We start from the raw sequence: 21828 nt of genomic DNA on the forward strand, positions 1-21828 counted from the left end.
TCAGGTGAAAACCAACCGGAAGGACGCATCATGAACAAGATCCTTGGGCTCGCCGTCGCGGCGGGCACGCTCGCAGCGTTCGGCGCCCCGGCGCTCGCGCAGCAGGGGAAGAGCACGGCCGAGGCCAATTTCCTCAACCGCGCCGGCACGGAAACCGGCCGCGCGCACCTGACGGCCGGAAACGACGGCGTGCTGTTCGAGGTGGAGATCTCGGGTCTGACGCCGCGCAAATGGGTGGCGCTGCATATCCACGAGACCGGCGCCTGCGACCCGAGCGGCGGCCACGAATCGGCGGGCGGCCACTTCAACCCGGATGGGAAGGAGCACGGCTTCCTTGCCGCCGACGGCCCGCATGCCGGCGACCTTCCCAACCAGTATGTCGCCGACGACGGTGTGCTGCGCGCGCAGGTCTATTCAACGATGGTGCGCCTCGACGATGCCGAGCGCGGCATTCGCGGCCGCGCGCTGGTCGTCCATGCCGGCTCTGACGATTACCGCAACGGCCCGGCCGGCGGGGCCGGAGACCGGCTCGCCTGCGCCGTCATCAAGTAGCTATTCGGCCGGGGCCGCCTCTGCGGGCGGCTCCGGCAGGCTCTGCCCGAAGGCGATGCGCACGCGGCGGTTCATCTCCCGCGTCGTCCTGAACCATTGCGGCGTCGGCACCCAGTAGCGCAGCGTCAGCGTGGCGGCATTTTCCGCGAGGCTGTCGACGAAGACCTGTGGCGGCGGCGCCGATTCGATGGCGGGCTCCTCGCGCGCGATGGTCAGCAGGCGGTCGATCTCATTGTCGATATCCCGGTCGCTCGGGATGGTCACCTGGAGGTCGTGCTTGCGGGTGCGCTCGCGGCTGAAATTGGTGACCGGCGTGTTCCAGAGCGTGGAATTGGGCGCGAGGCGATAGAGACCGTCGCTCGTCCTCAGCTCCGTGGCGAAGAGGCCGATTTCGGTAATCGTGCCGGTGACGTCCTTGGTCTCGATATATTCACCGACCCGGAACGGGCGCAGCACCAGCAGCATGATGCCGGCCGCGATGTTCTGCAGCGTGCCCTGCAGCGCAAGGCCGATGGCGAGGCCCGCCGCGCCGAGCGCCGCGATGATCGAGGCCGTCTGCACGCCGAACTGGCCGAGCGCCATCACGAAGACGAGGATGAGCACCGCATAGCGCAGCACATTGGCGAAGAAATGCGCGAGCGTCATGTCGATGCCCCGCACACGCGAGAGCGCGGAAAGCGCCCAGCGGTGCAGCAGCCGCGACAGGAACCAGCCGAGCAGCAGCAGCAACAGCGCGCCGAGAATGGAGAAGGAATATTGCACGGCGAGCGCGCTCGCCTGCGTCAGCGCTGCTCGCGTCGCGACGATGACGTCGGTTGCCTGTCGTTCCATGAAACCCTTTTCCACCGTTGATATCGATGGCGAAATGGCAGGGAGGGAAAGAAGTTCCGATTTAGCGCATTCCGACCTTGAGGCCGGGTGCTGGGCGCTCCTCGAAGATGCGGCGGCGGAAGCGGAAGAGGGCGGCGGGCCGGCCGCCCGTCGCGCTGGTGGAAGAGCCGGTCGGCTCCACCAGCTCGGCCCCTTCGACGAGCCGGCGGAAGTTCTGCTTGTGCAGGTGCCGGCCCGAGATCGCCTCGACGGTCGCCTGAAGCTCGGTCAGCGTGAATTCCGGCGCCATCAGCTCGAAGATGACCGGGCGGTACTTGATCTTGCCACGCAGCCGCGCCATGGCCGTCGCGAGGATGCGGCGATGGTCGTGGCGCATGGCGATGCCGGGCGAGGGCTGGCCGGCGCGCGCCCAGCCGTCCGTCACCGCCTCCTCGGCAAGGCCGGCCTCGTAGAGAAGCTCGTAGCGCTCCAGCACGCGCTCCTCGTCCCACGGGAAATCGTCGAGGCCGAAGGCGAGGCGGATACGCGTGCGCGGCGTCGGCATCGGGGTCGCGCGGTCGGCATTGGCCGCCTCGCTGCCCCAGTGCTTCAGGGCGGGCAGGATCAGCTGGTCGATCACGGCCGGCCGGCCCTGCCGCCAGTCCTCCCAGGGAAGATAGGCATACCAGTCGCGCCAGGCGGCGCCGGCTTCCGCCAGCTGCTCGTTCGCCTCGGCGTCCGTGCGCGTCAGCGCGAGATAGCCGACCGAGACCATGTGCGTGCCGGCCTCGTCGGGGGCTTTCTGCCGGCCGCGGTCGCCGAAGGTGTAGAGCTGCTCGATATAGCCGAGTTTCAGCGCGGTCTGCGCCTCCACGCTGGCGCGCAGGCTCGTCTCGAAGGTGCGATGCTGGTGCGGGTCGAAGGGGCCGAAGGGCAGGGCGTCGCGCTTGTGCGCGCCCTCGCCGCCGATGGCGAGGATGGAGGGGCTGCGCCCGGAAATCGCGACGACCGCCGCGTTGAGGCCGATCTCGACCGGGGGGCGGGCGCCGCTTTCCGTCATGGTTCTGCGCTCTCGGGAAGGGCGGAGAAGGAGAACGGGCTCTCGCCGACATAGTCCGCGCCGCGGCCGATGGCCTTCACCGCCGCGACGAGCTTTCCGCCCCGCCCGAGCACATGGTCGCCGATCGCCACCAGCCGCACATTCGGCGTCGCCTGCGCGGAGGCGCGGCGCAGGCGCTGCGCGAGGTCATGGTCGTCCTGGTCCGGCGCCACCGCGAGCGCGGCGATAAGCGCGGCGGCCGGCGAGCGCGAGACGCCCATCATGCAATGGACGAGCAGCGGCGCCTGCCGGTCCCAGCCGCGCGCGAAGCCGACGATCGCCGCCACATGCTCCTCGCCGGGCGCGACGAGATTGCCGGTGCCGGCAAAGGCGATGTCGTTGACGCCGAGGATCAGGTGACGCCCGGCGGAGATCACCGCCGGTCGGTGGAAATCCTGCTTCGGCGCGACGAGGCTCAGCATCTCGCGGCAGCGGTGGCGGACGGCGAGCTCCGCGATCCGGCCGAGCGGGGCGACGACGATCGTGCCCATGCTCACACCGCCGCGGCGAGGGGGCCGCGCTCGCGTTCCAGCGCCTCGAAGCGCTCGCAAAAGCGCCTTTGCGCCTCCACGGCGGGCACCGGCGCGATCTCGATCATGTCGAGCGTGATGCCGCGCGGCGCGCCGAAGAATTTCACGGCCTCGGCATGGGAGAAGCCGGCAAGCTCGGTCGCCTCGAAGAAGGCGGCGACCTGGTCGGCCTTCTTGATCTTCGCCTTCAGGCTGGCAGGCGTTGCCGCCGGCAGGCCGAAGCGCAGGTGCACGGCGGCTTCCAGCCGCTTCTCGACCGTCTTGTAGCCGCCGCCGACCACGGCCTTGAAGGGCGAGATCATGTCGCCGATCACATATTCCGGCGCATCGTGCAGCAGCGCCATCAGGCACTCGCCGGCGTCGCAGCGGTTCTGGCGGCGGAAGATTGCCTCGACGGCCAGCGAATGCTGCGCCACCGAGAAGGCATGGTCGCCGTTGGTCTGGCCGTTCCAGCGGGCGACGCGGGCAAGGCCGTGGGCGATGTCGGACAGCTCGATATCGAGCGGCGAGGGGTTGAGGAGGTCGAGGCGGCGGCCGGACAGCATGCGCTGCCAGGCGCGCGGCTCCGTCTTCGGGCGTGCCGCGCCGCTCATTGCGCCGGCACCTCGGGTGCCTGCTCGGGGAAGGTGAGGCCGGTCCATGCCGGGAGCGTGAGGGTGACGGGCGCGCCGTCCGCCGTGATCGGCGTGCCGGCGGCGATGGCGTCGGCCACGCGGTCGATGCGCGCGATGGCAAGGCCGAGCGCACCGGAGACACTGCCGAGCGTGCCGACCGGCTTGCCGCCGGCCAGAAGCTCGGTGCCCGTCGCCGGAAGCGGCGCCTCGCCCGTGACGATGACGGGCCGGCGGCGGGCGGTGCCGCGATGCTGCATGCGGGAGACGACCTCCTGCCCGACATAGCATCCCGTGCGGAAGGAAAGCCCGCCGCTGAGATCGAGCAGAACGTCATGCGGGAAGACGTCGGAAAGCGCATAGTCGCTGCCGGCCTCGGGAAGTCCCGCGGCGATGCGCAGCGCATCGTAGAGTGCGGTATCGTCGCTGCCTCCGTCGCTCGCGCGGCGGGAAACGTCGATCCCCGCCTTGGCGAAGCGCACGTCGCGCGGCGCGCCGGCCTCCGCCTCGTCCCAGGAGATCGTCACCGCGCCGCACTCGGCGGCCGCAAGGTCGACGGCGGCGCGCAGCTTGTACATGGTCAGCCGCTTGAGGAGGCCGTCGCGCTGGTCCTCCGTCGTCTCGATGAGGAAGGCATCCGGGCCGTCGCGGCGGATCAGGAAGTCGAAGAGGATCTTGCCCTGCGGCGTCAGCAGCGCGCCGGGGCGGATTTCATCCTCCCTGAGATCGGGCAGGTTGGTGGTGATCAGGTTCTGCAGGAAGGTTTCGGCATCCTTGCCGGAAATGCGGAGGAAGGCGCGGCCGGAAAGCGTGACGGAAGGCATGGTCGGATCCAGATTTATCGTGCGCCGGACGAAGCCGGCGTCTGCGGTGCACCATCGCACCCGTTGATGCAGAGGTAGAACGGCTGGGCCGCTTTCGCAAGGTCGCGGCTCTTGCCCGCCGGCGCGATAGCGGTATGAAAGGCGCCCAAGGAGAGACCCGACGATGACCGCCCCGACAACGCCGCTTGCCCATGATGCATGGTCCGCCTGGCATCCGGCCGAGCTCGCCCGCCGGCTTGCCGGCGTCCCGCGGCCCTGGTGCGTCGTCGGCGGCTGGGCGCTCGATCTCTGGCACGGCGCCGGGACGCGCCCGCACGAGGATCTGGAATTCACCCTGCTGCGGCCCGATTTTCCGCTCTTCCGCGCGGCCTTGCCGGATGTCCGCCTTCATTTGGTGGGCGACGGCAAGGTGCGGCCGCTCGCGGAGGGCGAAGCGCCGCCGGCCGATATAGCGCAGGTCTGGTGCGAGGACAGGGCGGCACGCCGCTGGCGGGTGGACATGATGCTGGAGGACGGCACGCCGGAGACCTGGGTCTACAAACGCGATCCGTCGATCCGCCGCCCGCGCCGCGAGGCCGTCCGGCTGGGCGCAGGAGGCATCCCCCATCTCGCGCCGGAGATCGTCCTGCTTTTCAAGGCGAAGTACCGACGCGACAAGGACGAGGCCGATTTCGTCCGGGCGCTGCCGAAGCTGGACGCTCCGGCGCGAGACTGGCTGCGGGAATGTCTTGCCGGAGGGCATCCCGGACACGCGTGGCTGGACGCGCTGGAGACTATTCGCCGGTGACGAAGAACTTCCACTGGCCGTCCGGCGTAATGCCGACGCGGTAGAAGTTGTAGCTGCCGAATTCCTGCATGTCGGAATAGTCGCCGGCCGTGACGATGCGCAGCAGCTCCACCTTTTCCGGCGGCGTCAGGCTCGTGAGCGGCTTTTCGGCGAAATAGGGCCAGACATACATCTCGTCCGCCGTGCCCTGGCCGACATGGGCGAAGCCCGTCGCCAGCACGTCGAGCAGGATCGCGAGAATCTCGATGCCGTCGGGATCGCCGGACTGGCCCTTCAGCGTCTCGACCGGGCCGTCCTCGCTTTCGACCATGGAGACCTGCGTCTCGGTCATGCCCTTGCCGAGCAGGGGGCGCAGGCGCTCGATATCGCCGGAAGCGGCGGCCTCGACGATGAGCTGGCGCATGCGGCGCACCGGCTCGGGCGCCTTGTCGATGTCGTAGAGCACCTCGACGGGCGCCTGCGGCTCTTCCGCAGGCTTGTCGGTGGTCGCCGGCGTTTCCTCGGCCGGTTCCGTCACCGCCTTGTCGTTGCGGATCAGCGGGTCCGGCCGCGGCAGTTCGACCGGGGCGGCTTCCTCTTCCTTGACCGCCGGCGCGGACTTTTCGGCCTCGGCCGGCTTTTCGCCGTCGGCGGGTTTTTGCGGCACCTCGCCCGGCTCGTGCTTCAATTCGCTGAGGGCGAAGGCCGGGCGCACGGGCGCAAGGAGCGTCGTCGTTGCGAAGAGCACCGACAAGGCGATGACGCTGCTGGAAAGCAGCTTGTTGCCGTCAGCCGACATCTGCATGACCTGTCTTTCCAGCCTATTGCAGGATGCGCTCGGGGGAGAATTCTCCAGCCAGCAGGCGCTCGCGAAGCGAATCGAGCAGCGCTTCCGCGCCCCGCTCGCCATGGACGCGGACCGTCTCGCGCAGGGCGAGCGCAATGGCCGCATCGGCGATGATTTCCGGTTCGATACCATCAGCCATGCCATCGGCCCAGGCTTCGTTCTGGTGTTCCAGAGCGGCCTGCATCTTCTCGTGCACGATCATCTCGTCGATATCGTTGAGAGTAGGTTCCATAGATCGGTCCATGCGAGGCATTCAGTTCTTACTGCACTGTTAACGACCTTAGCAGCCTTTTCCCAAAACGGCACTGGCTGCTGCGAAAACAGGTTAATTAATCCCTAATTTCCGAACCTTGCGGTAATTTCCGTGGCAAGTGTTGCACCTTCGTTACGGTATCTCTCTTCTGCGACAACTGCCGAGTCGGTGCAAGCGGTATAGATGGCGGCAAAGGAGCGGTATCCACGGTTGAATGCGGCGGTCAGCTTTTCCTGCCGCTTCGGCTCCTTGGCCGCTTCCAGCTCGATAATGCGCTGCATGGCGGCGCGCCAGTTGTCCTCCGCCTTGCCGGCGCAAAGATTGCGCAGGTAGTGCACCGCGCCGAGGATTTCCGAAAGCCGCTCCAGCCGCTCGTCATAAGGTGCGGGTTTTTCCTCGATGGGAGCGGCGGCCGGCGTTTCCGTGCCGGCGGCCTGCTTCGCCTTCTGGGCGAGGGCAGGGCCGGCAAGGGCAAGGCTTGCGATCAGGGCGAGGCGAATCACCTTCATGCGGCAGGCCCCAGCCGTTCGGCTTCCAGCCGCGCGATGCATTCGCGCACGCTGTCGGGCGCGGGAAGGCCCGCAATCTCCTCGGCCGTGTACCAGCCGACGCTCGCCGCATCGTCGGCGGCGACGGCAACCGCGCTCCGGTCGGCCTTCACCTTGAAGACGGAAAGGAAGAAGGAGGGGCTGCCGGGGCCGTCCTCGCGGCCCGGCAGGTCGTAGGTCGCGAAAAGCATCGGCTTTTCCGCCTTTATGCCGGTTTCCTCGAAGAGTTCGCGCAGCGCCGTCTCGGCCGGCGTCTCGCCGTCCTCGCCGCGCCCGCCCGGAAAGGCATACATGGCATCCGACGGCGGCTTGCTGCGCAGCACGAGCAGGTAGCGCCCGTCGCGCTCAATGATGGCGGAGGAGGCGGGCTGGGGCGTCTTCGACTTCTTCATCGCTGTCCGGTTCGGTTGCGCTTCATTGACCCCTTATAGGCAAAGTGCGATGACGATGCCATGTGTGGACGATATGCATTGCTCGCCAGGACGGACCTCTTGCGGGAATTCCTCGGCATCGTGGATGTGGAGGATCCGCCGGCGCGCTACAACATCGCCCCGACGCAGCCGATCCTCGTCGTCATCGCGGGCGAAAGGCAGGAGCCCGGCAGCAACCTGCCGGAGCGCCGGGCGGTGCTCGTGCGCTGGGGCTTCATGCCCGGCTGGGTGAAGGATCCGCGCGATTTTCCGCTGCTGATCAATGCGCGCTCCGAGACGGCGGTGGGCAAGGCCTCGTTCAAGGCCGCCATGCGCCATCGCCGCATCCTCGTGCCGGCCTCAGGCTTCTTCGAATGGCGGCGGCCGGAGGAGAAGGGCGCGAAGGCGCAGGCCTATTTCATCCGCCCGAGGAAGGGCGAGATCGTCGCCTTCGCCGGCCTGATGGAGACCTGGTCTTCCGCCGATGGCTCGGAGGTCGATACCGGCGCGATCCTGACGACGGCGGCCAACAACGACATTTCCCGCATCCACGACCGCATGCCGGTCGTCATCCGCCCGGAAGATTTTTCCCGCTGGCTCGACTGCAAAGCACAGGAGCCGCGCGACGTCGCCGACCTCATGAAGCCGATCGACGACGGCTTCTTCGAGGCCATTGCGATTTCCGACAAGGTGAACAAGGTCGCTAATATGGGACCGGACATCCTCGAGCCCGTCGAGGAGAAAGCGCCGATGCCGCAAAAGAACAAGGGCGCACAAGCGCCCCCATCGTCGGATCAGCTATCGCTCTTTTGACTTGGAGCCGCCTATTCGTAGAGCGACTGGAGCACCGGCGGCAAGTCGCGGTCGCGGCGCGCCTCAGTGGCCTTCACCTCCGGCTTGCACTGCGTGGCGGCAACCACGGCGCGCAGGCCGAGCGGCTTGTAGCGCTCCTGCAGGTTGGCATTGGCGGCGGCGGGTTGCGCCGGTTTCTTCTTGGCGATCGACATTCTCACTCTCCTGAAGTTGTCATCAGGCAGCCCCGTCTGGTTCCCCCGGTCGCTACCCCCGATGACCTATGCATTTACCGGACCCTTTCGGCCAAATTCTGCTCAAATCTTGATCGCTCTGCGGCGGAAGGCCCAAATCCGCGGTTTCGGCGATCAATAAATATGACCGGCGGACATATCGCACGACGCGCCGGACGCCGGCTGTCACGCGGGTAACAGCTTGGGATAACAGGCCGAACGGGCAGGATTTTCGCGGCCCGGCCTTCACGCCGCTTGACCGCGGGCGCGCACGGCGCGATAAAGCAGGCCATGAAAACGGTACTCTGCATTCGCCGGAGCATTATTCGCTAGCGCACGCGCTGGCCTGGCCGTTTTCGTCCCCCAAAATCCCCGGATGACAACGACCCGGCCAGCCGGGTGCACGCATTTTGGGAGATTTCCATGGCCGAAAAGCCGGTCCTGTCGCTATACAACACGCTCACGCGCTCGAAGGAGCCCTTCGCTCCCATCGATCCCGACAACGTGCGCATGTATGTCTGCGGCCCGACGGTCTATGACTTCGCCCATATCGGCAATGCGCGGCCGGTCATCGTCTTCGACGTGCTCTACCGCCTGCTGCGCCATGTCTATGGCGAAGCCCACGTCACCTATGCCCGCAACATCACGGACGTCGATGACAAGATCAATGCCCGGGCGCTGCGCGATTTCGGCGGCGAGATCGAAAGCGGCGCCCTCTCGCTGAACGAGGCGATCCGCCGGGTGACGGAGAAGACGGCGAACCAGTTCCATTCCGATGTCGCCACGCTCGGTGCCATGCCGCCGACGCACGAGCCGCGCGCCACCGAATTCGTGCAGCCGCGCGAGGATGGCAAGGCGGACATGATCACCCTGATTCAACGTCTCATCGAACGCGGCCATGCCTATGAAACCAATGGTGAAGTGCTGTTCGACACCGGATCGATGGCCGATTACGGCCAGCTTTCGAAGCGCAATCTCGACGAGCAGCAGGCCGGCGCCCGCGTCGCCGTCGACGTGCACAAGAAGAATCCCGGCGACTTCGTGCTTTGGAAGCTCTCCTCGCCGGAGGAGCCCGGCTGGGAGAGCCCGTGGGGCCAAGAGGCATGGAAGGCCGCTGGCCTGACAGGGAAACCAAAGGGCCGCCCCGGCTGGCATATCGAGTGCTCGGCCATGTCGGCGGCCTATCTCGGCGAGGTCTTCGATATCCATGGCGGCGGGCTCGACCTGATCTTCCCGCACCACGAGAACGAGATCGCCCAGTCACGCTGCGCCCATGGCACGAAGGTCATGGCGAATGTCTGGATGCACAACGGCTTCGTGCAGGTCGAAGGCCGCAAGATGTCGAAATCCGAAGGCAACTTCGTCACGATCTACGAGCTGCTGCACGAGGAAAAGTTTGGCGGCCGCAAATGGCCGGGCGAGGTGCTGCGCCTCGCCATGCTGATGACGCATTATCGCGAGCCGATCGACTTCTCCGTCAAGCGGCTGGAGGAGGCCGAGCGCCTGCTCTCAAAATGGCCGGCCGGCGGTAACCCGGCGGAAGGCCGGGTGGACCAGACGGTGCTCGCCCCGCTCCTCGACGACCTCAACACGGTCGGCGCCGTACAGGCCCTGCATGCGCTGGCCCAATGCGCCAACAGCGACCCGCTGATGCTGCCCGTCTTCGCCGCCAGCGCCCGGCTTCTCGGCGTGGAGCCGAAGAAGGCCGAGGTCTCCAAGGCGCTGGAGGAGAGCATCGACTCGATCATCCAGCTCCGCCTCGAAATGCTGAAGGCGAAGAACTTCACTGAAGCCGACAGGATTCGCGACGACCTCTCCGCCAAGGGCATCCAGCTGAAAGACGGCAAGGACCCGGCGACGGGCGAGCGCGTGACGACGTGGGAGGTGAAGCGTTGAGACAAGCCACCCCCCTCTGTCACTTCGTGACATCTCCCCCACAAGGGGGGAGATCGGGGACTCGTGGCTTCCGCTTCGAAAATCAATTACTGGTTGAGTTCGCGATGAGCGATTATGCTGGCACCCAATCTCCCCCCTTGTGGGGGAGATGTCACGAAGTGACAGAGGGGGGTGCCATGCCGCACGGGAAGGTTTCGAGGCTCAATCGCCTTCGCGCGCGCCGGATGCGCAAGATCCTGACGGATGCCGAGCTCGCCCTCTGGAACGAACTGCGTGCCCATCGTCTCATGGGGCTGAGTTTTCGGCGCCAGATGCCGGTAGCCGGATACATCGTCGATTTCGCCTGCCCAGCCCATCGCATCGTTGTCGAGCTCGATGGATCGCAGCACGCGACGGACACGTCACTGCGATATGATGCCGACCGGACACGGCGTCTCGAAGCGGATGGCTGGACAGTTTTGCGGTTCTGGAATGACGACGTGCTGAAGGATATGGACAATGTTTGCCGCCATATCCTTGCCGTCGTCGAAGAGCGCCGGAACAGGGAGCCCGCGCCATGACCACCCCCTTCTACACCGGCGGATGCCAGTGCGGCGCCGTGCGCTTTCATGTCGAGGGCGCGCTGGGCGATGCGTCGGTCTGTCATTGCCGGATGTGCCAGAAGGCGAGCGGGAACTTTTATCTGCCGCTGGTTTCGGTCAGCGGCGCGAAGCTGACATGGACGCGCGGCGAGCCGAAGCGCTTCCGCTCCTCCAACCACGGCTATCGCGGCTTCTGCGCGGAATGCGGTACGCCGTTGACCTATGAGGCGCCGGACGGCGTGGCGCTGACCATCGCCGCTTTCGACGACCCAGCCGAGATCGCCCCGCGCATCCAGTGGGGCATCGAGGCAAAGCTGCCCTATGTCGACACGATCCGCGACCTGCCGGGCGAGGATACGATGGCCGACCAGGGGGCCGCCGCCTTCCTCGCCGACCTCGTCTCCTACCAGCATCCCGACCACGATACCGACGAATGGCCGCCGGAGCGCGCGCCATGAGCATCTCGCGCATCTATACCGGCGGCTGCCAGTGCGGCGCGGTGCGCTACCGCGTCGAGGGCACGCTCGGCGATCCGCATCTGTGTCATTGCCGCATGTGCCAGAAGGCGGCGGGCAACTATTTCCTGCCGCTCGCCAATGCCCCGCGCGAGCGCTTTTCCATCACCCGCGGCGAGCCGGGCTGGTTCCGGTCGTCGGAAATCGTGCGCCGCGGCTTCTGCCGGGATTGCGGCACGCCGCTCTTCTATGACGGCCTCGCCTCGGCCCATATCAACGTGACGCTGGGTTCGCTCGACGATCCGGACGACGTGCGCCCCATCGCCCAATCCGGCGTCGAATCGCGCGTCGTCTGGTTTCCGCAACTGGCCAGATTGCCGGAGCACGAAAGCAACGAGGGGGAGGGCGGCGAGGCGCGGCATGTGGCGATCCGCGATTCGAACCGCCAGCATCCCGACTACGACACCGACCACTGGCCGCCGGAGGATGCCCCATGAGCGATCCCAGGCCCGAGCTCGGCTTTCCCCGCAAGTGGCTCTATCTCATCGCCGGAAAGCTGATCCTCATCACGGCCGTCGTGATCGCCGTCGTCGTCTATTCCTCTTATCGCTGAAGGAGCCTGCCATGACCACGGAACAGGAAAAGACAAGGACCGGCGGCTGCCAGTGCGGCGCGGTGCGCTTCCGCATCCACGGCGCGCTCGGCCGCCCGTCGATCTGCCATTGCCGCATGTGCCAGAAGCAGTTCGGCGGCTTCTTCGGCCCGCTCGTCACCGTCGAGGGCGAGGCCGAATGGACACGCGAGGAGCCGAGCTACTTCCAGTCCTCGGTCAACATTGCCCGCGGCTTCTGCAAGCGCTGCGGCACGCCGCTGACCTACAGGCATCCGGGCGGGCTGGAGATCGCCATCGGCGCTTTCGACGACCGCAGCGACCTCGCTCCGCAGATCCAGGTCAATTACGGTTCGCGCCTGCCTTGGGTGGAGACGATCTTCTCCGCTCCGGTGCATGACGACCCGGATTACTACAGCCGGCAGGAGACGATCATCTCCTTCCAGCATCCCGATCACGAAACCGAAAACTGGCCTGCCCACGGAATGAAACTATGAGTGAAGCCTTGCGTACCCTCTATCCCGAGATCGAGCCCTATGCCTGCGGCCATCTCGATGTCGGCGACGGGCATGTCATCTACTGGGAACGGGCCGGCACGCCGGGTGCCAAGCCCGCCGTCTTCCTGCATGGCGGTCCGGGCGGCACGATCTCGCCGAGCCACCGCCGGCTGTTCGATCCGAAGCTCTACGACGTGACGCTGTTCGACCAGCGCGGCTGCGGCCGCTCCACGCCCCATGCGGGACTGGAGGCCAACACCACCTGGCATCTCGTTTCCGACATGGAGCGGCTGCGCGAGATGGCCGGGGCGGAAAAGTGGCTGGTCTTCGGCGGCTCCTGGGGCTCGACGCTGGCGCTCGCCTATGCCGAGAAGCATCCCGAACGCGTGTCCGAACTCGTGCTGCGCGGCATCTACATGCTCACCAAGGCCGAGCTCGACTGGTACTACCAGTTCGGCGTCTCGGAAATGTTCCCCGACAAATGGGAGCGCTTCCTCGCGCCCATCCCGCCGGAAGAGCGCCATGAGATGATGCAGGCCTATTACCGCCGCCTGACGGGCGCGGACAAGGCGGTGCGCATCGCCGCCGCCAAGGCCTGGAGCCTCTGGGAAGGCGAGACGATCACGCTTCTGCCGGAACCGTCGACGAGCGATCATTTCGGCGAGGACGAATTCGCCGATGCCTTCGCCCGGCTGGAGACGCATTTCTTCGTCAATGCCGGCTGGCTGGAAGAGGGGCAGCTGCTCCGCGATGCCCGCAGGCTGCACGGCATTCCCGGCGTCATCGCCCACGGCCGCTACGACATGCCGTGCCCGGCGAAGAACGCCTGGGCGCTGCACAAGGCCTGGCCGGAATCGGAATTCTACCTCGTCGAAGGAGCGGGCCATGCCTATTCCGAACCCGGTATCCTCGACCGCCTGATTTATGCGACCGACAAGTTTGCCGGCAAAGTTTGAGAGCTTGCCCCTCACCCTAACCCTCTCCCCGCAGGCGGGGAGAGGGGACACGCCCCACCAACAGTGAAGGTTTGGGGAAAACGGCGCGGCATAGTCCTTCTCCCCGCTTGCGGGGAGAAGGTGGCGGCAGCCGGATGAGGGGCAGATTTGAAGTACCAGGACCGTTCCCAGGGAGGGAACCGATGAAAGACCGTATCTACCTTTTCGACACCACGCTTCGCGACGGCCAGCAGACGCCCGGCATCGACTTTTCCGTCGAGGACAAGATCGCTATTGCCGGCATGCTGGACGAGTTCGGCCTGGACTATGTCGAGGGCGGTTATCCGGGCGCCAACCCGACCGATACGGCCTTCTTCGCGAAGAAACGCACCGGCCGCGCCAAGTTCGTCGCTTTCGGCATGACGAAGCGCGCCGGCGTGTCCGCCTCCAACGATCCCGGCCTTGCCGCGCTCCTCGATTCGCGGAGCGACGCGATCTGTCTCGTCGCCAAGAGCTGGGACTATCATGTGCGCGTCGCGCTCGGCTGCACCAATGAGGAGAACCTCGAGAGCATCGCCGAATCCGTGAAGGCGGTCGTCGCCTCCGGCCGCGAATCCATGATCGACTGCGAGCATTTCTTCGACGGCTACAAGGCGAATCCCGAATACGCATTGGCCTGCGCGAAGACCGCCTTCGCCTCCGGTGCGCGCTGGGTCGTGCTCTGCGACACCAATGGCGGCACGCAGCCCTCCGAAGTGCAGACCATCGTGAAGGCGGTGATCGCCGCCGGCGTGCCGGGCGAAAACCTCGGCATCCACGCCCATAACGATACGGGGCAGGCCGTCGCCAATTCGCTGGCCGCCGTCGAGGCGGGCGTGCGGCAGGTGCAGGGCACGCTCAACGGCATCGGCGAGCGCTGCGGCAATGCCAATCTCGTGACGCTCGTGCCGACGCTCGCGCTGAAGGAAGCCTATAGCGGGCGCTTCGAGATCGGCATCGACACGGAGGAGCTGACCGGCCTCACCAAGCTCGCCCATACCTTCGACGAGCTGCTGAACCGCTCGCCCGATCACCAGGCGCCCTATGTCGGCGCCTCCGCCTTCGCCACCAAGGCCGGCATCCATGCCTCCGCGCTCCTCAAGGACCCGCGCACCTACGAGCATGTCACGCCGGAAAGCGTCGGCAACCTGCGCAAGGTCATGGTGTCGGACCAGGGCGGCAAGGCGAACTTCATCAACGCCCTGAAGCTGCGCGGCATTTCGGTCGCCAAGGACGATCCGAAGCTCGACCGGCTCATCCAGATCGTCAAGGAGCGCGAGGCGACGGGCTATGCCTATGAGGGCGCGGATGCGAGCTTCGCGCTGCTCGCCTACCGCACGCTCGGCACGGTGCCGGATTTCTTCCATGTCGAGAGCTTTCGCGTGATGGTCGAACGGCGCTATGACGCCAACGGCCAGCTCAAGACCGTGTCGGAAGCGGTGGTGCGGGTGATCGTCGACGGCGAGACCATGATGTCCGTCGCCGAGGGCCACGGCCCGGTCAACGCGCTCGACCTTGCGCTGCGCAAGGACCTCGGCAAGTACCAGGGCGAGATCGCCGACCTGGAGCTGGCGGATTACAAGGTCCGTATCCTCAACGGCGGTACCGGGGCCATCACCCGCGTCCTGATCGAATCGACCGACGCTTCCGGCGCCCGCTGGTGGACGGTCGGCGTCTCCGACAACATCATCGATGCCTCCTTCCAGGCGCTGATGGATTCCATCGTCTACAAGCTGCTGAAGAACCGCGGCGAAGCGGGGCGCGTGGCGGCGGAGTAGTCTTTCCAGCGCATGGCGCCTGCGAAGGCAGGCCGCCATGCGCGCGAGCTTCAGCGCCGCTCATCGTCCCTTCACCGGAATGAATTGGTACATTCGCCGGCATTGGAGTAGGACGTCGGGAAATCCGAAAAATCGACGGGAAACGACACCATGGCCGACGCAAACTCCTCCAGCGGCCCCCAGACGGGCGATTCGCCGCGCGGTTTTGCCTTTGCGCTGATAGCCTATGTGCTGTGGGGCTTCCTGCCCTTCTTCATGAAGGCCGTGTCCCATATCCCCGCGCCCGAAGTGGTGGCGCACCGCATCGTCTGGTCTGTGCCGCTCGCCGGCCTCGTTCTGGTCTGGCTCGGCCGCACGGCCGATATCAAGGCGGCGCTGCGCTCGCCGCGCATGCTCGCCATGGCAACGCTGACGGCGGTGCTGATCACCATCAACTGGGGCATCTATGTCTGGGCGATCAGCGTCGGCCGCACCATCGAGACGGCGCTCGGCTACTATATCAACCCGCTCTTTTCGATCTTCCTCGGCGCGGTGCTTCTGAAGGAAAAGCCGAGCCCGGCGCAGATGGTGGCGATCGGCCTTGCCGCTTGCGCGGTGGCTATCCTCGCCTTCGATGCCGGCGGGCTGCCCTGGGTGTCGCTCGGCCTCTGCTTCTCCTGGGGCTTCTACGCCTTCTTCCGCAAGACCCTGCCGATCGGCCCGAATCAGGGCTTCTTCCTCGAAGTGCTGCTGCTCAGCGTGCCGGCGCTCGCCTATGTGATCTGGCTGGAAGCGAGCGGCGGGGGCCATTTCGGCGATACCGGCATGGCCGACGTCCTCTGGCTGCTCGCCTGCGGCATCGTCACGGCGATCCCGCTGATGATCTATGCCAACGGCGCGAAGCTCCTGCGCCTGTCGACCATCGGCATCATGCAGTACATCGCCCCGACGATGATCTTCCTCATCGCCGTCTTCGCCTTCGGCGAGCCCTTCGGCACCACCAAGCTCATCGCCTTCGGCTTCATCTGGGCCGCGCTCTTCATCTATTCCGGCGCGATGCTGCGCGGCGCCCGCGCGAAACGCCTCGCGGCGACGGAATTGAAGCCGGCGGAATGAACGAAAAAAGCCGGAGGTGAGACCTCCGGCTTTTTGTTTCCGTCGCTCCCGGCGTCAGAGCTTTGCGATGATCTCGGCTTCGCCCTCGCGGTCGATCTGGCCGGCCCAGTGCTCGACAAGGGCGGAGACGATTTCTTCCGGGTCGTCGATGACGAGCGGCTGGACGAGATGGGCGGTGTGGATGAAGCCCTCGTCGGCCATGTGGCGGATGAGCTTCAGCATCGGGTCCCAGAAGCCGCCGATATTGGCGAAGACCATCGGCTTCCTGTGCCGGCCGAGCTGCGCCCAGGTCATCACCTCGACGATCTCCTCCAGCGTGCCGATGCCGCCCGGCAGGGCGACGAAGGCGTCGGCGCGGTCGAACATCTTGTGCTTGCGCTCGTGCATGTCGGGCGTGACGATCAGTTCGCTGAGCTGGCCCAGCGAATGGCGCGTGGCCTCCATATCCACGAGGAATTGCGGTATGATGCCGGTGACGCGCCCGCCATGCGAGAGTACGCCGCTGGCGACGGCTCCCATGATGCCCTTGGTCCCGCCGCCATAGACGAGCTGGAGGTGGTTTTCCGCCATCGCCTTGCCCAGCAGCCTTCCGGCGGTGACATAGGCAGAATCACGGCCCGGCTGGGAGCCGCAGTAAACGCAGACGGATCGAATCGGCATGTTTTGCTCACTCATGCCCCGATTCAGACACCCGCCCGGCGGCCCGTCAAGGATATTGACCGAAAAAGCGTGGGGGCAAGGCCGCCAAAGCCCCCGAAACCTTGTGCAAGGCACTGGGAACCGATAGCAATTTCGGCAGGGGACGCCCCGGGAAACCGGGACAGAGAGAGAGTTGATGATGAAGAACAAGACCGGCCTGGTGGCCTTGATCGTGCTGGCGGCGGCAACGCTGCTCATGGTTTTCTTCGTGCTGCCCAACATGAACAAGGAAAAGCCCGCGCAAACGCCGGTCGCATCGCTTGCCGAAAAGCCGGTCGAGGGCGGCGGCGATACCAGGACGACGGACGGCAAGCAGGCCCGCGCGACGGGTGAGCAGCCCGCGGCCGGCACGGCTTCCAGCGGCGATGCCACTGCCACGGCCGCCGCGACGCAGGAAACCGCCAAGGCCGACGCCACCCCCGCCGAGTCTTCGGCCGATCCCACGGCCGGCTGGGTCACGCCTGCCTTCGATCTCCTGCGTGTCGAGCCGGACGGCTCCACGGTGATCGCCGGCCGCGGCCAGCCGAACACCAGGCTGGAGATCCGCAACGGCGAGACGGTCGTCGCCACGACCGATATCGGTCCCTCGGGCGATTTCGCCGCCGTGTTCGACCATCCGCTCGCCGCCGGCGACTACCAGCTCACGCTGAACACCAAGGACGACAAGGGCGATACGAAGACCTCCGAGGAGGTCGCGACTGTTTCCGTGCCGAAGGACGGCAGCGGCGAGCTGCTCGCCATGGTCTCGAAGCCCGGCGAGGCGAGCCGGCTGATCACGATGCCGGAAGCCGCGCAGAAGGCGACCGGCGAAGTCGCATCCGCCACGGGCGAGGTGCCGCTGGCCACCGGCGGGCAGACCGTGACCGGAGGCGAAGCCGCCAGCGCGCAGCCGACGGGCGAGGGCACCCAGCCCGCCGCCGATACGGCGGATGCCGCCGCGAAGGCGCAGGCGCGCGTTTCGGCCGTGGAACTGGAAGGCGAGCGTATGTTCGTCGCCGGGACGGCCAAGCCGAACGCACTGGTCCGCATTTATGCCGACGACAAGCTCGTCGGCGAGGCCAAGGCCGATGAAGCGGGCCGCTATGTCATCGATGGCAAGATCGTTCTCTCTGTCGGCCGCCATACGGTTCGCGCCGATGTCATGAATGCCGACGGCAGCAAGGTCGATTTCCGCGCCTCCGTTCCGTTCGACCGGCCGGAAGGCGAGCAGGTCGCAGTGGTCGCGCAGGAAAATGCCGCGACCGATGCCGGCCCGGGCCTCGGCCTCATCGGCGGCGGCACCTTCGACAAGCTGCGCACCGAGGCGGACAAGGCGCTTGCGCTCCTCAAGGGCCTTTACGCCGACGGCCGCGTGCCGAGTGCCGAGGAACTGGCGGCGGCCCGCTCCGCGACGGAGATCGCGCTGAAGTCGCTGGCCGAGTTCAAGCCCGGCGAGGAGGAAGGGGAGGCGGCCCGCCAGATGGCGGCCAAGGCCTCCGCCGCTGCCGCCTCCGCGTTGACCCGCCTTCATGCGTTGCCGCCGGATGCTGCCGCTGTCGGCGAGGCGCTCGGCTCGATCGAGACCGCCGTTGCCGATGCGCTCGCCCCGGCGATCGAGAAGGCCCATGACGCGGCCGGCAACGTGACGGCCGCCGCGGACAACTCCATCGAGGCGCTGGCCGGTCAGGCGACCGCCCTGCAGCAGCAGTTCGTCGCACTCTTCGCCGATGGCAGGAATGCCACGGCGGCGGAGATACAGACGGGCCGCACGGCGCTCGAAAGCGCGCTGATGCGCCTCACCGGCTTCGTGCCGCCGGCCGATACCGCCGCCGACGTCAAGGCCGCCATCGAGGAGCTGAAGGGCTGGGCCGCGACCGCGCTCGACCGCCTTGCCGCCGTGCCTGCCGGCGCGGGCAAGGAAGCCTACCAGCAGGCGCTCGTCGCGCTCGAGGGCATGCCCTCGCTGACCGCCGCGGCCAATGCCGTTGCAACCGCGACGCAGGGCGCCGCCGCCGCGACGGACGGCTCTGCTGCGACCAACGGTGCTACGGCAACCGATGGCGCGGCTGCAGGCGAGGGCGCTTCCACCGCTGCAGGCACCGAAAGCGGTGCGGCATCGGGCGGCCAGCCCGCGGCCTCCGCGGGCGGCGAGGCTGTCGCTGGGGAGCCGGAAACGGTCGAGCAGGCGCCGCTCAAGGAGAGCAAGACTTCGGTCATTATCCGCCGCGGCGATACGCTGTGGCAGATCTCCCGCCGCATCTACGGCAAGGGCGTGCGCTACACCACGATCTACCTCGCCAACGAGGACCAGATCGCCAACCCGGACCGCATCATCCCCGGCCAGGTCTTCGGCGTGCCGGACAAGACCATGGAGACCGACGCCGAGGCCGAGAAGATGCACCGCAAGCATATGCGCGGGAATTGACGGCCGTTATTTCCTGCCGGCCGTTGCGAAACGGCCGGCAAGGTCCTATCTCCGCTATGCGGCGCCCCACCGGGCGCCGTATTTCATTCCATGCGCGATTGCGTGAAGACGAAGGCTGAAAGGCGTCGAACGACGCTTTTCACGGGCAGCAAGACGAGAGCGGGCGTTTGGCGTCCGGCGGAGGCCAGCGTGGCGACGACGACGAAAAAGACGGTTTCGGCCGACCACAGCAATCTCCTCCAGACGCTGATGAACCTCTGGCCCTATATGTGGCCCTCGGATCGGCCGGACCTGAAGATGCGCGTGGTCTGGGCATCGGTCTTCCTTCTCGCCTCCAAGATCGTGCTGCTGCTCGTTCCCTATTTCTTCAAATGGGCGACGGATGCACTGAACAACAAGCCCGACGCCGTCGGCCTGCTGCCCGCCTTCCTGCTCGGCGCCGTCATGCTGGTGCTCGCCTATAACGGCGCGCGCATCGTGCAGGCCGGCCTCAACCAGCTTCGCGACGCGCTCTTTGCCAGCGTCGGGCAATATGCCGTGCGCCAGCTCGCCTACCGCACCTTCGTGCACCTGCATCGCCTGTCGCTGCGCTTCCATCTGGAGCGGCGCACCGGCGGCCTGTCGCGCGTCATCGAGCGCGGCACCAAGGGCATCGAGACGATCGTGCGCTTCACGATCCTCAATAGCGTGCCGACCTTCATCGAGTTCCTTTTGACAGCCGCCGTCTTCTGGCGCGGTTATGGCCTGCAATACCTGCTCGTCACCGCCGTCACGGTCTGTCTCTACATCTGGTTCACCGTCCGGGCGAGCGACTGGCGCATTTCCATCCGCCGCGCGATGAACGACAGCGACACGGAGGCCAACACCAAGGCCATCGATTCGCTCCTCAACTTCGAGACGGTGAAGTATTTCGGCAACGAGGAGATGGAGGCCCGCCGCTTCGACCAGTCCATGGAGCGGTACGAGAAATCCGCCACCCAGGTTTGGACCTCGCTCGGCTGGCTCAACTTCGGCCAGGCGCTGATCTTCGGCGTCGGCATGGCGGTGATGATGGCGATGTCCGCGCTTGCCGTGCAGCGCGGCGAGCAGACGGTCGGCGACTTCGTCTTCATCAACGCGATGCTGATCCAGCTCGCCATCCCGCTCAACTTCATCGGCTTCGTCTACCGCGAGATCCGCCAGGGCCTCACCGATATCGAGCAGATGTTCGATCTGCTGGAGGTCGAGGAAGAGGTGCAGGACAGGCCGGGCGCGACGGCGCTTGCCGTCACGGACGGCGCGATCTCCTTCAGGGACGTGCATTTCGCCTACGATCCGGCGCGGCCGATCCTCAAGGGCATCTCCTTCGACGTGCCGGCCGGCAAGACGGTCGCCGTCGTCGGCCCATCGGGTGCCGGCAAGTCGACGCTCTCGCGCCTGCTCTACCGTTTCTACGACGTGCAGGAGGGGGCGATCACCATCGACGGTCAGGATGTGCGCGAGGTCACGCAGAAGAGCCTGCGCAAGGTCATCGGCATGGTGCCGCAGGACACCGTGCTCTTCAACGACACCATCGCCTACAACATCCGCTACGGCCGCCCCGAAGCCTCCGACGAGGAGGTCACCGCCGCCGCCGAAGCCGCGCAGATCGGCCCCTTCATCCGCCACCTGCCGGGCGGCTTCAAGGCGATGGTCGGCGAGCGCGGCCTGAAGCTCTCCGGCGGTGAGAAGCAGCGCGTCGCCATCGCCCGCACGATCCTGAAGAGCCCGCCGATCCTCATCCTCGACGAGGCGACCTCGGCGCTCGACACCCGCACCGAGCAGGAAATCCAGGCGGCGCTCGATGTGGTCTCGAAGAACCGTACCACGCTGGTCATCGCCCACCGCCTCTCCACCGTCATCTCGGCCGATGAGATCATCGTGCTCAAGGACGGCGCGATCGCCGAGCGCGGCACGCATGGCGAGCTGATGCAGCGCGACGATGGCCTCTATGCCTCGATGTGGAACCGCCAGCGCGAGGCCGTGCAGGCCGAGGAGCGACTGAAGCAGGTGCGCGAGAGCGACGACCTTGGCATCGTCACGCGCGGCGTGCCGGCGGCGGAGTGATCAGTCGCCGGGGGCTGCAAAGAGGATCAGGTTGCCGTCCGGATCGCGGACGATGACGTTCCTCGCGCCCCACGGCTGCGTCGTCAGCGTCAGGTGAAAGGGCACGCCCGCCGCCTGATAGTCGAGAAAGAGCCGCTCGATGGCCGTCGCGCTGTCGAGCGTGATCGATGCCGACAACAGTTCCTCTCGCTCCCGCACGTCTCCGGCAAAGACCGGCCCTTCCACGAGCCGCAGGCAGAGCCGCGCCCGGTCCCGCTGCACGACGCCGTAAAAGGGCGGGTCGCCATAGATGAAGTCCACGGCAAAGCCGAGCTTCTGCGTGTAGAAGGCGAGGGCGGCGGGAAAGTCGGTCACGTAGAGGACCGGTTCTGCGCCGCTGAGAAGCGATTGCTTTTCCGTCTCTGCGCTCATGGCTTTGCCTCCCGCAATGATGACGAGTGTCCACTTCCGTCAGCTGCTCTGTCAATGCGGGATACCCC

Annotated in this window: 25 protein-coding genes; 13 read left to right on the forward strand and 12 right to left on the reverse strand. The window is 66.6% G+C overall.

The window, feature by feature from the left end; all coding sequences use genetic code 11:
• Positions 1–30: 30 nt before the first annotated feature.
• Positions 31–552, forward strand: a complete 522-nt coding sequence (locus ShzoTeo12_RS03385; RefSeq protein WP_318911286.1) for a superoxide dismutase family protein — start codon at positions 31–33, stop codon at positions 550–552.
• On the opposite strand, the gene ShzoTeo12_RS03390 is transcribed toward ShzoTeo12_RS03385, so the two are convergent.
• The 5 genes from ShzoTeo12_RS03390 to ShzoTeo12_RS03410 form a co-directional block, all read right to left on the reverse strand.
• A complete protein-coding gene (locus ShzoTeo12_RS03390) occupies positions 553–1383 on the reverse strand; it encodes a mechanosensitive ion channel family protein (RefSeq protein ID WP_318911287.1) in 831 nt (276 codons plus the stop codon).
• 61 nt (positions 1384–1444) lie between these two features.
• Positions 1445–2422 (reverse strand): NrtR DNA-binding winged helix domain-containing protein, encoded by a 978-nt coding sequence (locus ShzoTeo12_RS03395; RefSeq protein ID WP_318911288.1) that lies wholly within the window; start codon positions 2420–2422, stop codon positions 1445–1447.
• Positions 2419–2952, reverse strand: coding sequence for a tyrosine phosphatase family protein (locus ShzoTeo12_RS03400; protein ID WP_318911289.1), 534 nt, complete (start codon positions 2950–2952; stop codon positions 2419–2421). Before ShzoTeo12_RS03400 ends, ShzoTeo12_RS03395 begins: the two co-directional genes overlap by 4 nt.
• Positions 2953–2954: 2 nt before the next feature.
• Positions 2955–3584 (reverse strand): YfbR-like 5'-deoxynucleotidase, encoded by a 630-nt coding sequence (locus ShzoTeo12_RS03405; protein ID WP_119258820.1) that lies wholly within the window; start codon positions 3582–3584, stop codon positions 2955–2957.
• Entirely contained in the window at positions 3581–4426 is an 846-nt protein-coding gene (locus tag ShzoTeo12_RS03410; protein WP_318911290.1) for a folate-binding protein YgfZ, read from the reverse strand. The genes ShzoTeo12_RS03405 and ShzoTeo12_RS03410 overlap by 4 nt, the downstream gene beginning before the upstream one ends.
• 163 nt (positions 4427–4589) lie before the next feature.
• On the opposite strand from ShzoTeo12_RS03410, the gene ShzoTeo12_RS03415 reads away from it, so the two are divergent.
• On the forward strand, positions 4590–5213 hold the full coding sequence (locus ShzoTeo12_RS03415; RefSeq protein ID WP_318911291.1) for an amino acid transporter: 624 nt from the start codon (positions 4590–4592) through the stop codon (positions 5211–5213).
• On the opposite strand, the gene ShzoTeo12_RS03420 is transcribed toward ShzoTeo12_RS03415, so the two are convergent.
• The 4 genes from ShzoTeo12_RS03420 to ShzoTeo12_RS03435 all read right to left on the reverse strand — a co-directional run bounded on the left by ShzoTeo12_RS03420 (position 5200) and on the right by ShzoTeo12_RS03435 (position 7232).
• Positions 5200–5997 (reverse strand): hypothetical protein, encoded by a 798-nt coding sequence (locus ShzoTeo12_RS03420; RefSeq protein WP_318911292.1) that lies wholly within the window; start codon positions 5995–5997, stop codon positions 5200–5202. The two genes, ShzoTeo12_RS03415 and ShzoTeo12_RS03420, sit on opposite strands and share 14 nt — an antisense overlap.
• Positions 5998–6013: 16 nt before the next feature.
• Positions 6014–6283: a hypothetical protein gene (locus ShzoTeo12_RS03425; protein ID WP_119258816.1), complete on the reverse strand. Its 270-nt coding sequence runs from the start codon at positions 6281–6283 to the stop codon at positions 6014–6016.
• Between the two features lie 92 nt (positions 6284–6375).
• Entirely contained in the window at positions 6376–6801 is a 426-nt protein-coding gene (locus tag ShzoTeo12_RS03430) for a TIGR02301 family protein (protein ID WP_318911293.1), read from the reverse strand.
• Positions 6798–7232, reverse strand: a complete 435-nt coding sequence (locus ShzoTeo12_RS03435) for an NUDIX hydrolase (RefSeq protein WP_318911294.1) — start codon at positions 7230–7232, stop codon at positions 6798–6800. Before ShzoTeo12_RS03435 ends, ShzoTeo12_RS03430 begins: the two co-directional genes overlap by 4 nt.
• Before the next feature lie 60 nt (positions 7233–7292).
• On the opposite strand from ShzoTeo12_RS03435, the gene ShzoTeo12_RS03440 reads away from it, so the two are divergent.
• On the forward strand, positions 7293–8063 hold the full coding sequence (locus tag ShzoTeo12_RS03440; RefSeq protein ID WP_318911295.1) for an SOS response-associated peptidase: 771 nt from the start codon (positions 7293–7295) through the stop codon (positions 8061–8063).
• A gap of 11 nt (positions 8064–8074) precedes the next feature.
• Here the strand turns inward: ShzoTeo12_RS03440 and ShzoTeo12_RS03445 are convergent, their stop codons facing one another.
• The gene (locus ShzoTeo12_RS03445; protein ID WP_119258812.1) at positions 8075–8257 is read right to left on the reverse strand and encodes a hypothetical protein; all 183 of its coding nucleotides are present in this window, start codon (positions 8255–8257) and stop codon (positions 8075–8077) included.
• Positions 8258–8698: 441 nt separating this feature from the next.
• Here ShzoTeo12_RS03445 and cysS point away from each other — a divergent pair, with 441 nt between their 5' ends.
• From cysS to rarD, 8 genes are all read left to right on the forward strand, one after another.
• On the forward strand, positions 8699–10171 hold the full coding sequence (gene cysS / locus ShzoTeo12_RS03450; RefSeq protein ID WP_318911296.1) for a cysteine--tRNA ligase: 1473 nt from the start codon (positions 8699–8701) through the stop codon (positions 10169–10171).
• Positions 10172–10347: 176 nt separating this feature from the next.
• On the forward strand, positions 10348–10731 hold the full coding sequence (locus ShzoTeo12_RS03455; protein ID WP_318911297.1) for an endonuclease domain-containing protein: 384 nt from the start codon (positions 10348–10350) through the stop codon (positions 10729–10731).
• Entirely contained in the window at positions 10728–11210 is a 483-nt protein-coding gene (locus ShzoTeo12_RS03460; RefSeq protein WP_318911298.1) for a GFA family protein, read from the forward strand. Before ShzoTeo12_RS03455 ends, ShzoTeo12_RS03460 begins: the two co-directional genes overlap by 4 nt.
• Positions 11207–11704 (forward strand): GFA family protein, encoded by a 498-nt coding sequence (locus ShzoTeo12_RS03465; protein WP_318911299.1) that lies wholly within the window; start codon positions 11207–11209, stop codon positions 11702–11704. The genes ShzoTeo12_RS03460 and ShzoTeo12_RS03465 overlap by 4 nt, the downstream gene beginning before the upstream one ends.
• A gap of 127 nt (positions 11705–11831) precedes the next feature.
• Positions 11832–12314 (forward strand): GFA family protein, encoded by a 483-nt coding sequence (locus ShzoTeo12_RS03470; RefSeq protein ID WP_119258809.1) that lies wholly within the window; start codon positions 11832–11834, stop codon positions 12312–12314.
• Complete coding sequence (pip, locus tag ShzoTeo12_RS03475; protein ID WP_318911300.1) at positions 12311–13270, forward strand: prolyl aminopeptidase; 960 nt, start codon at positions 12311–12313, stop codon at positions 13268–13270. Before ShzoTeo12_RS03470 ends, pip begins: the two co-directional genes overlap by 4 nt.
• 182 nt (positions 13271–13452) lie before the next feature.
• Positions 13453–15066, forward strand: a complete 1614-nt coding sequence (cimA, locus tag ShzoTeo12_RS03480; RefSeq protein ID WP_318911301.1) for a citramalate synthase — start codon at positions 13453–13455, stop codon at positions 15064–15066.
• Between the two features lie 150 nt (positions 15067–15216).
• Positions 15217–16161: an EamA family transporter RarD gene (rarD, locus tag ShzoTeo12_RS03485; protein ID WP_119258806.1), complete on the forward strand. Its 945-nt coding sequence runs from the start codon at positions 15217–15219 to the stop codon at positions 16159–16161.
• A 54-nt stretch (positions 16162–16215) separates the two neighbouring features.
• Here the strand turns inward: rarD and ShzoTeo12_RS03490 are convergent, their stop codons facing one another.
• Positions 16216–16836 carry a TIGR00730 family Rossman fold protein gene (locus ShzoTeo12_RS03490; protein WP_119259128.1) on the reverse strand — a complete coding sequence of 207 codons (621 nt, stop codon included), beginning with the start codon at positions 16834–16836 and terminating at the stop codon, positions 16216–16218.
• Between the two features lie 160 nt (positions 16837–16996).
• Between ShzoTeo12_RS03490 and ShzoTeo12_RS03495 the strand changes: the two genes are divergently transcribed.
• Both ShzoTeo12_RS03495 and ShzoTeo12_RS03500 read left to right on the forward strand, forming a co-directional pair.
• On the forward strand, positions 16997–19264 hold the full coding sequence (locus tag ShzoTeo12_RS03495) for a LysM peptidoglycan-binding domain-containing protein (RefSeq protein WP_318911302.1): 2268 nt from the start codon (positions 16997–16999) through the stop codon (positions 19262–19264).
• Between the two features lie 249 nt (positions 19265–19513).
• Positions 19514–21349, forward strand: coding sequence for an ABC transporter ATP-binding protein/permease (locus tag ShzoTeo12_RS03500; RefSeq protein WP_318912365.1), 1836 nt, complete (start codon positions 19514–19516; stop codon positions 21347–21349).
• Here ShzoTeo12_RS03500 and ShzoTeo12_RS03505 read toward each other — a convergent pair whose 3' ends face one another.
• The gene (locus ShzoTeo12_RS03505) at positions 21350–21760 is read right to left on the reverse strand and encodes a VOC family protein (RefSeq protein WP_413251118.1); all 411 of its coding nucleotides are present in this window, start codon (positions 21758–21760) and stop codon (positions 21350–21352) included. It abuts the gene before it with no gap.
• Positions 21761–21828: the final 68 nt, after the last annotated feature.

The organism is Shinella zoogloeoides, from assembly GCF_033705735.1.
Lineage (GTDB): Bacteria > Pseudomonadota > Alphaproteobacteria > Rhizobiales > Rhizobiaceae > Shinella > Shinella zoogloeoides_A.

Bases quoted from the DNA above. Each gene is read 5' to 3' on its own strand.
- ShzoTeo12_RS03420 (WP_318911292.1), bottom strand. From the start codon at position 5,997: ATGCAGATGTCGGCTGACGGCAACAAGCTGCTTTCCAGCAGCGTCATC.
- pip (WP_318911300.1), top strand. From the start codon at position 12,311: ATGAGTGAAGCCTTGCGTACCCTCTATCCCGAGATCGAGCCCTATGCC.
- ShzoTeo12_RS03415 (WP_318911291.1), top strand. From the start codon at position 4,590: ATGACCGCCCCGACAACGCCGCTTGCCCATGATGCATGGTCCGCCTGG.
- ShzoTeo12_RS03495 (WP_318911302.1), top strand. From the start codon at position 16,997: ATGATGAAGAACAAGACCGGCCTGGTGGCCTTGATCGTGCTGGCGGCG.
- ShzoTeo12_RS03465 (WP_318911299.1), top strand. From the start codon at position 11,207: ATGAGCATCTCGCGCATCTATACCGGCGGCTGCCAGTGCGGCGCGGTG.
- ShzoTeo12_RS03470 (WP_119258809.1), top strand. From the start codon at position 11,832: ATGACCACGGAACAGGAAAAGACAAGGACCGGCGGCTGCCAGTGCGGC.
- ShzoTeo12_RS03405 (WP_119258820.1), bottom strand. From the start codon at position 3,584: ATGAGCGGCGCGGCACGCCCGAAGACGGAGCCGCGCGCCTGGCAGCGC.
- ShzoTeo12_RS03445 (WP_119258812.1), bottom strand. From the start codon at position 8,257: ATGTCGATCGCCAAGAAGAAACCGGCGCAACCCGCCGCCGCCAATGCC.
- ShzoTeo12_RS03390 (WP_318911287.1), bottom strand. From the start codon at position 1,383: ATGGAACGACAGGCAACCGACGTCATCGTCGCGACGCGAGCAGCGCTG.
- rarD (WP_119258806.1), top strand. From the start codon at position 15,217: ATGGCCGACGCAAACTCCTCCAGCGGCCCCCAGACGGGCGATTCGCCG.
- cysS (WP_318911296.1), top strand. From the start codon at position 8,699: ATGGCCGAAAAGCCGGTCCTGTCGCTATACAACACGCTCACGCGCTCG.
- ShzoTeo12_RS03490 (WP_119259128.1), bottom strand. From the start codon at position 16,836: ATGAGTGAGCAAAACATGCCGATTCGATCCGTCTGCGTTTACTGCGGC.
- ShzoTeo12_RS03500 (WP_318912365.1), top strand. From the start codon at position 19,514: ATGAACCTCTGGCCCTATATGTGGCCCTCGGATCGGCCGGACCTGAAG.
- ShzoTeo12_RS03430 (WP_318911293.1), bottom strand. From the start codon at position 6,801: ATGAAGGTGATTCGCCTCGCCCTGATCGCAAGCCTTGCCCTTGCCGGC.
- ShzoTeo12_RS03455 (WP_318911297.1), top strand. From the start codon at position 10,348: ATGCCGCACGGGAAGGTTTCGAGGCTCAATCGCCTTCGCGCGCGCCGG.
- cimA (WP_318911301.1), top strand. From the start codon at position 13,453: ATGAAAGACCGTATCTACCTTTTCGACACCACGCTTCGCGACGGCCAG.
- ShzoTeo12_RS03400 (WP_318911289.1), bottom strand. From the start codon at position 2,952: ATGGGCACGATCGTCGTCGCCCCGCTCGGCCGGATCGCGGAGCTCGCC.
- ShzoTeo12_RS03435 (WP_318911294.1), bottom strand. From the start codon at position 7,232: ATGAAGAAGTCGAAGACGCCCCAGCCCGCCTCCTCCGCCATCATTGAG.
- ShzoTeo12_RS03505 (WP_413251118.1), bottom strand. From the start codon at position 21,760: ATGAGCGCAGAGACGGAAAAGCAATCGCTTCTCAGCGGCGCAGAACCG.
- ShzoTeo12_RS03395 (WP_318911288.1), bottom strand. From the start codon at position 2,422: ATGACGGAAAGCGGCGCCCGCCCCCCGGTCGAGATCGGCCTCAACGCG.
- ShzoTeo12_RS03385 (WP_318911286.1), top strand. From the start codon at position 31: ATGAACAAGATCCTTGGGCTCGCCGTCGCGGCGGGCACGCTCGCAGCG.
- ShzoTeo12_RS03425 (WP_119258816.1), bottom strand. From the start codon at position 6,283: ATGGACCGATCTATGGAACCTACTCTCAACGATATCGACGAGATGATC.
- ShzoTeo12_RS03440 (WP_318911295.1), top strand. From the start codon at position 7,293: ATGTGTGGACGATATGCATTGCTCGCCAGGACGGACCTCTTGCGGGAA.
- ShzoTeo12_RS03460 (WP_318911298.1), top strand. From the start codon at position 10,728: ATGACCACCCCCTTCTACACCGGCGGATGCCAGTGCGGCGCCGTGCGC.
- ShzoTeo12_RS03410 (WP_318911290.1), bottom strand. From the start codon at position 4,426: ATGCCTTCCGTCACGCTTTCCGGCCGCGCCTTCCTCCGCATTTCCGGC.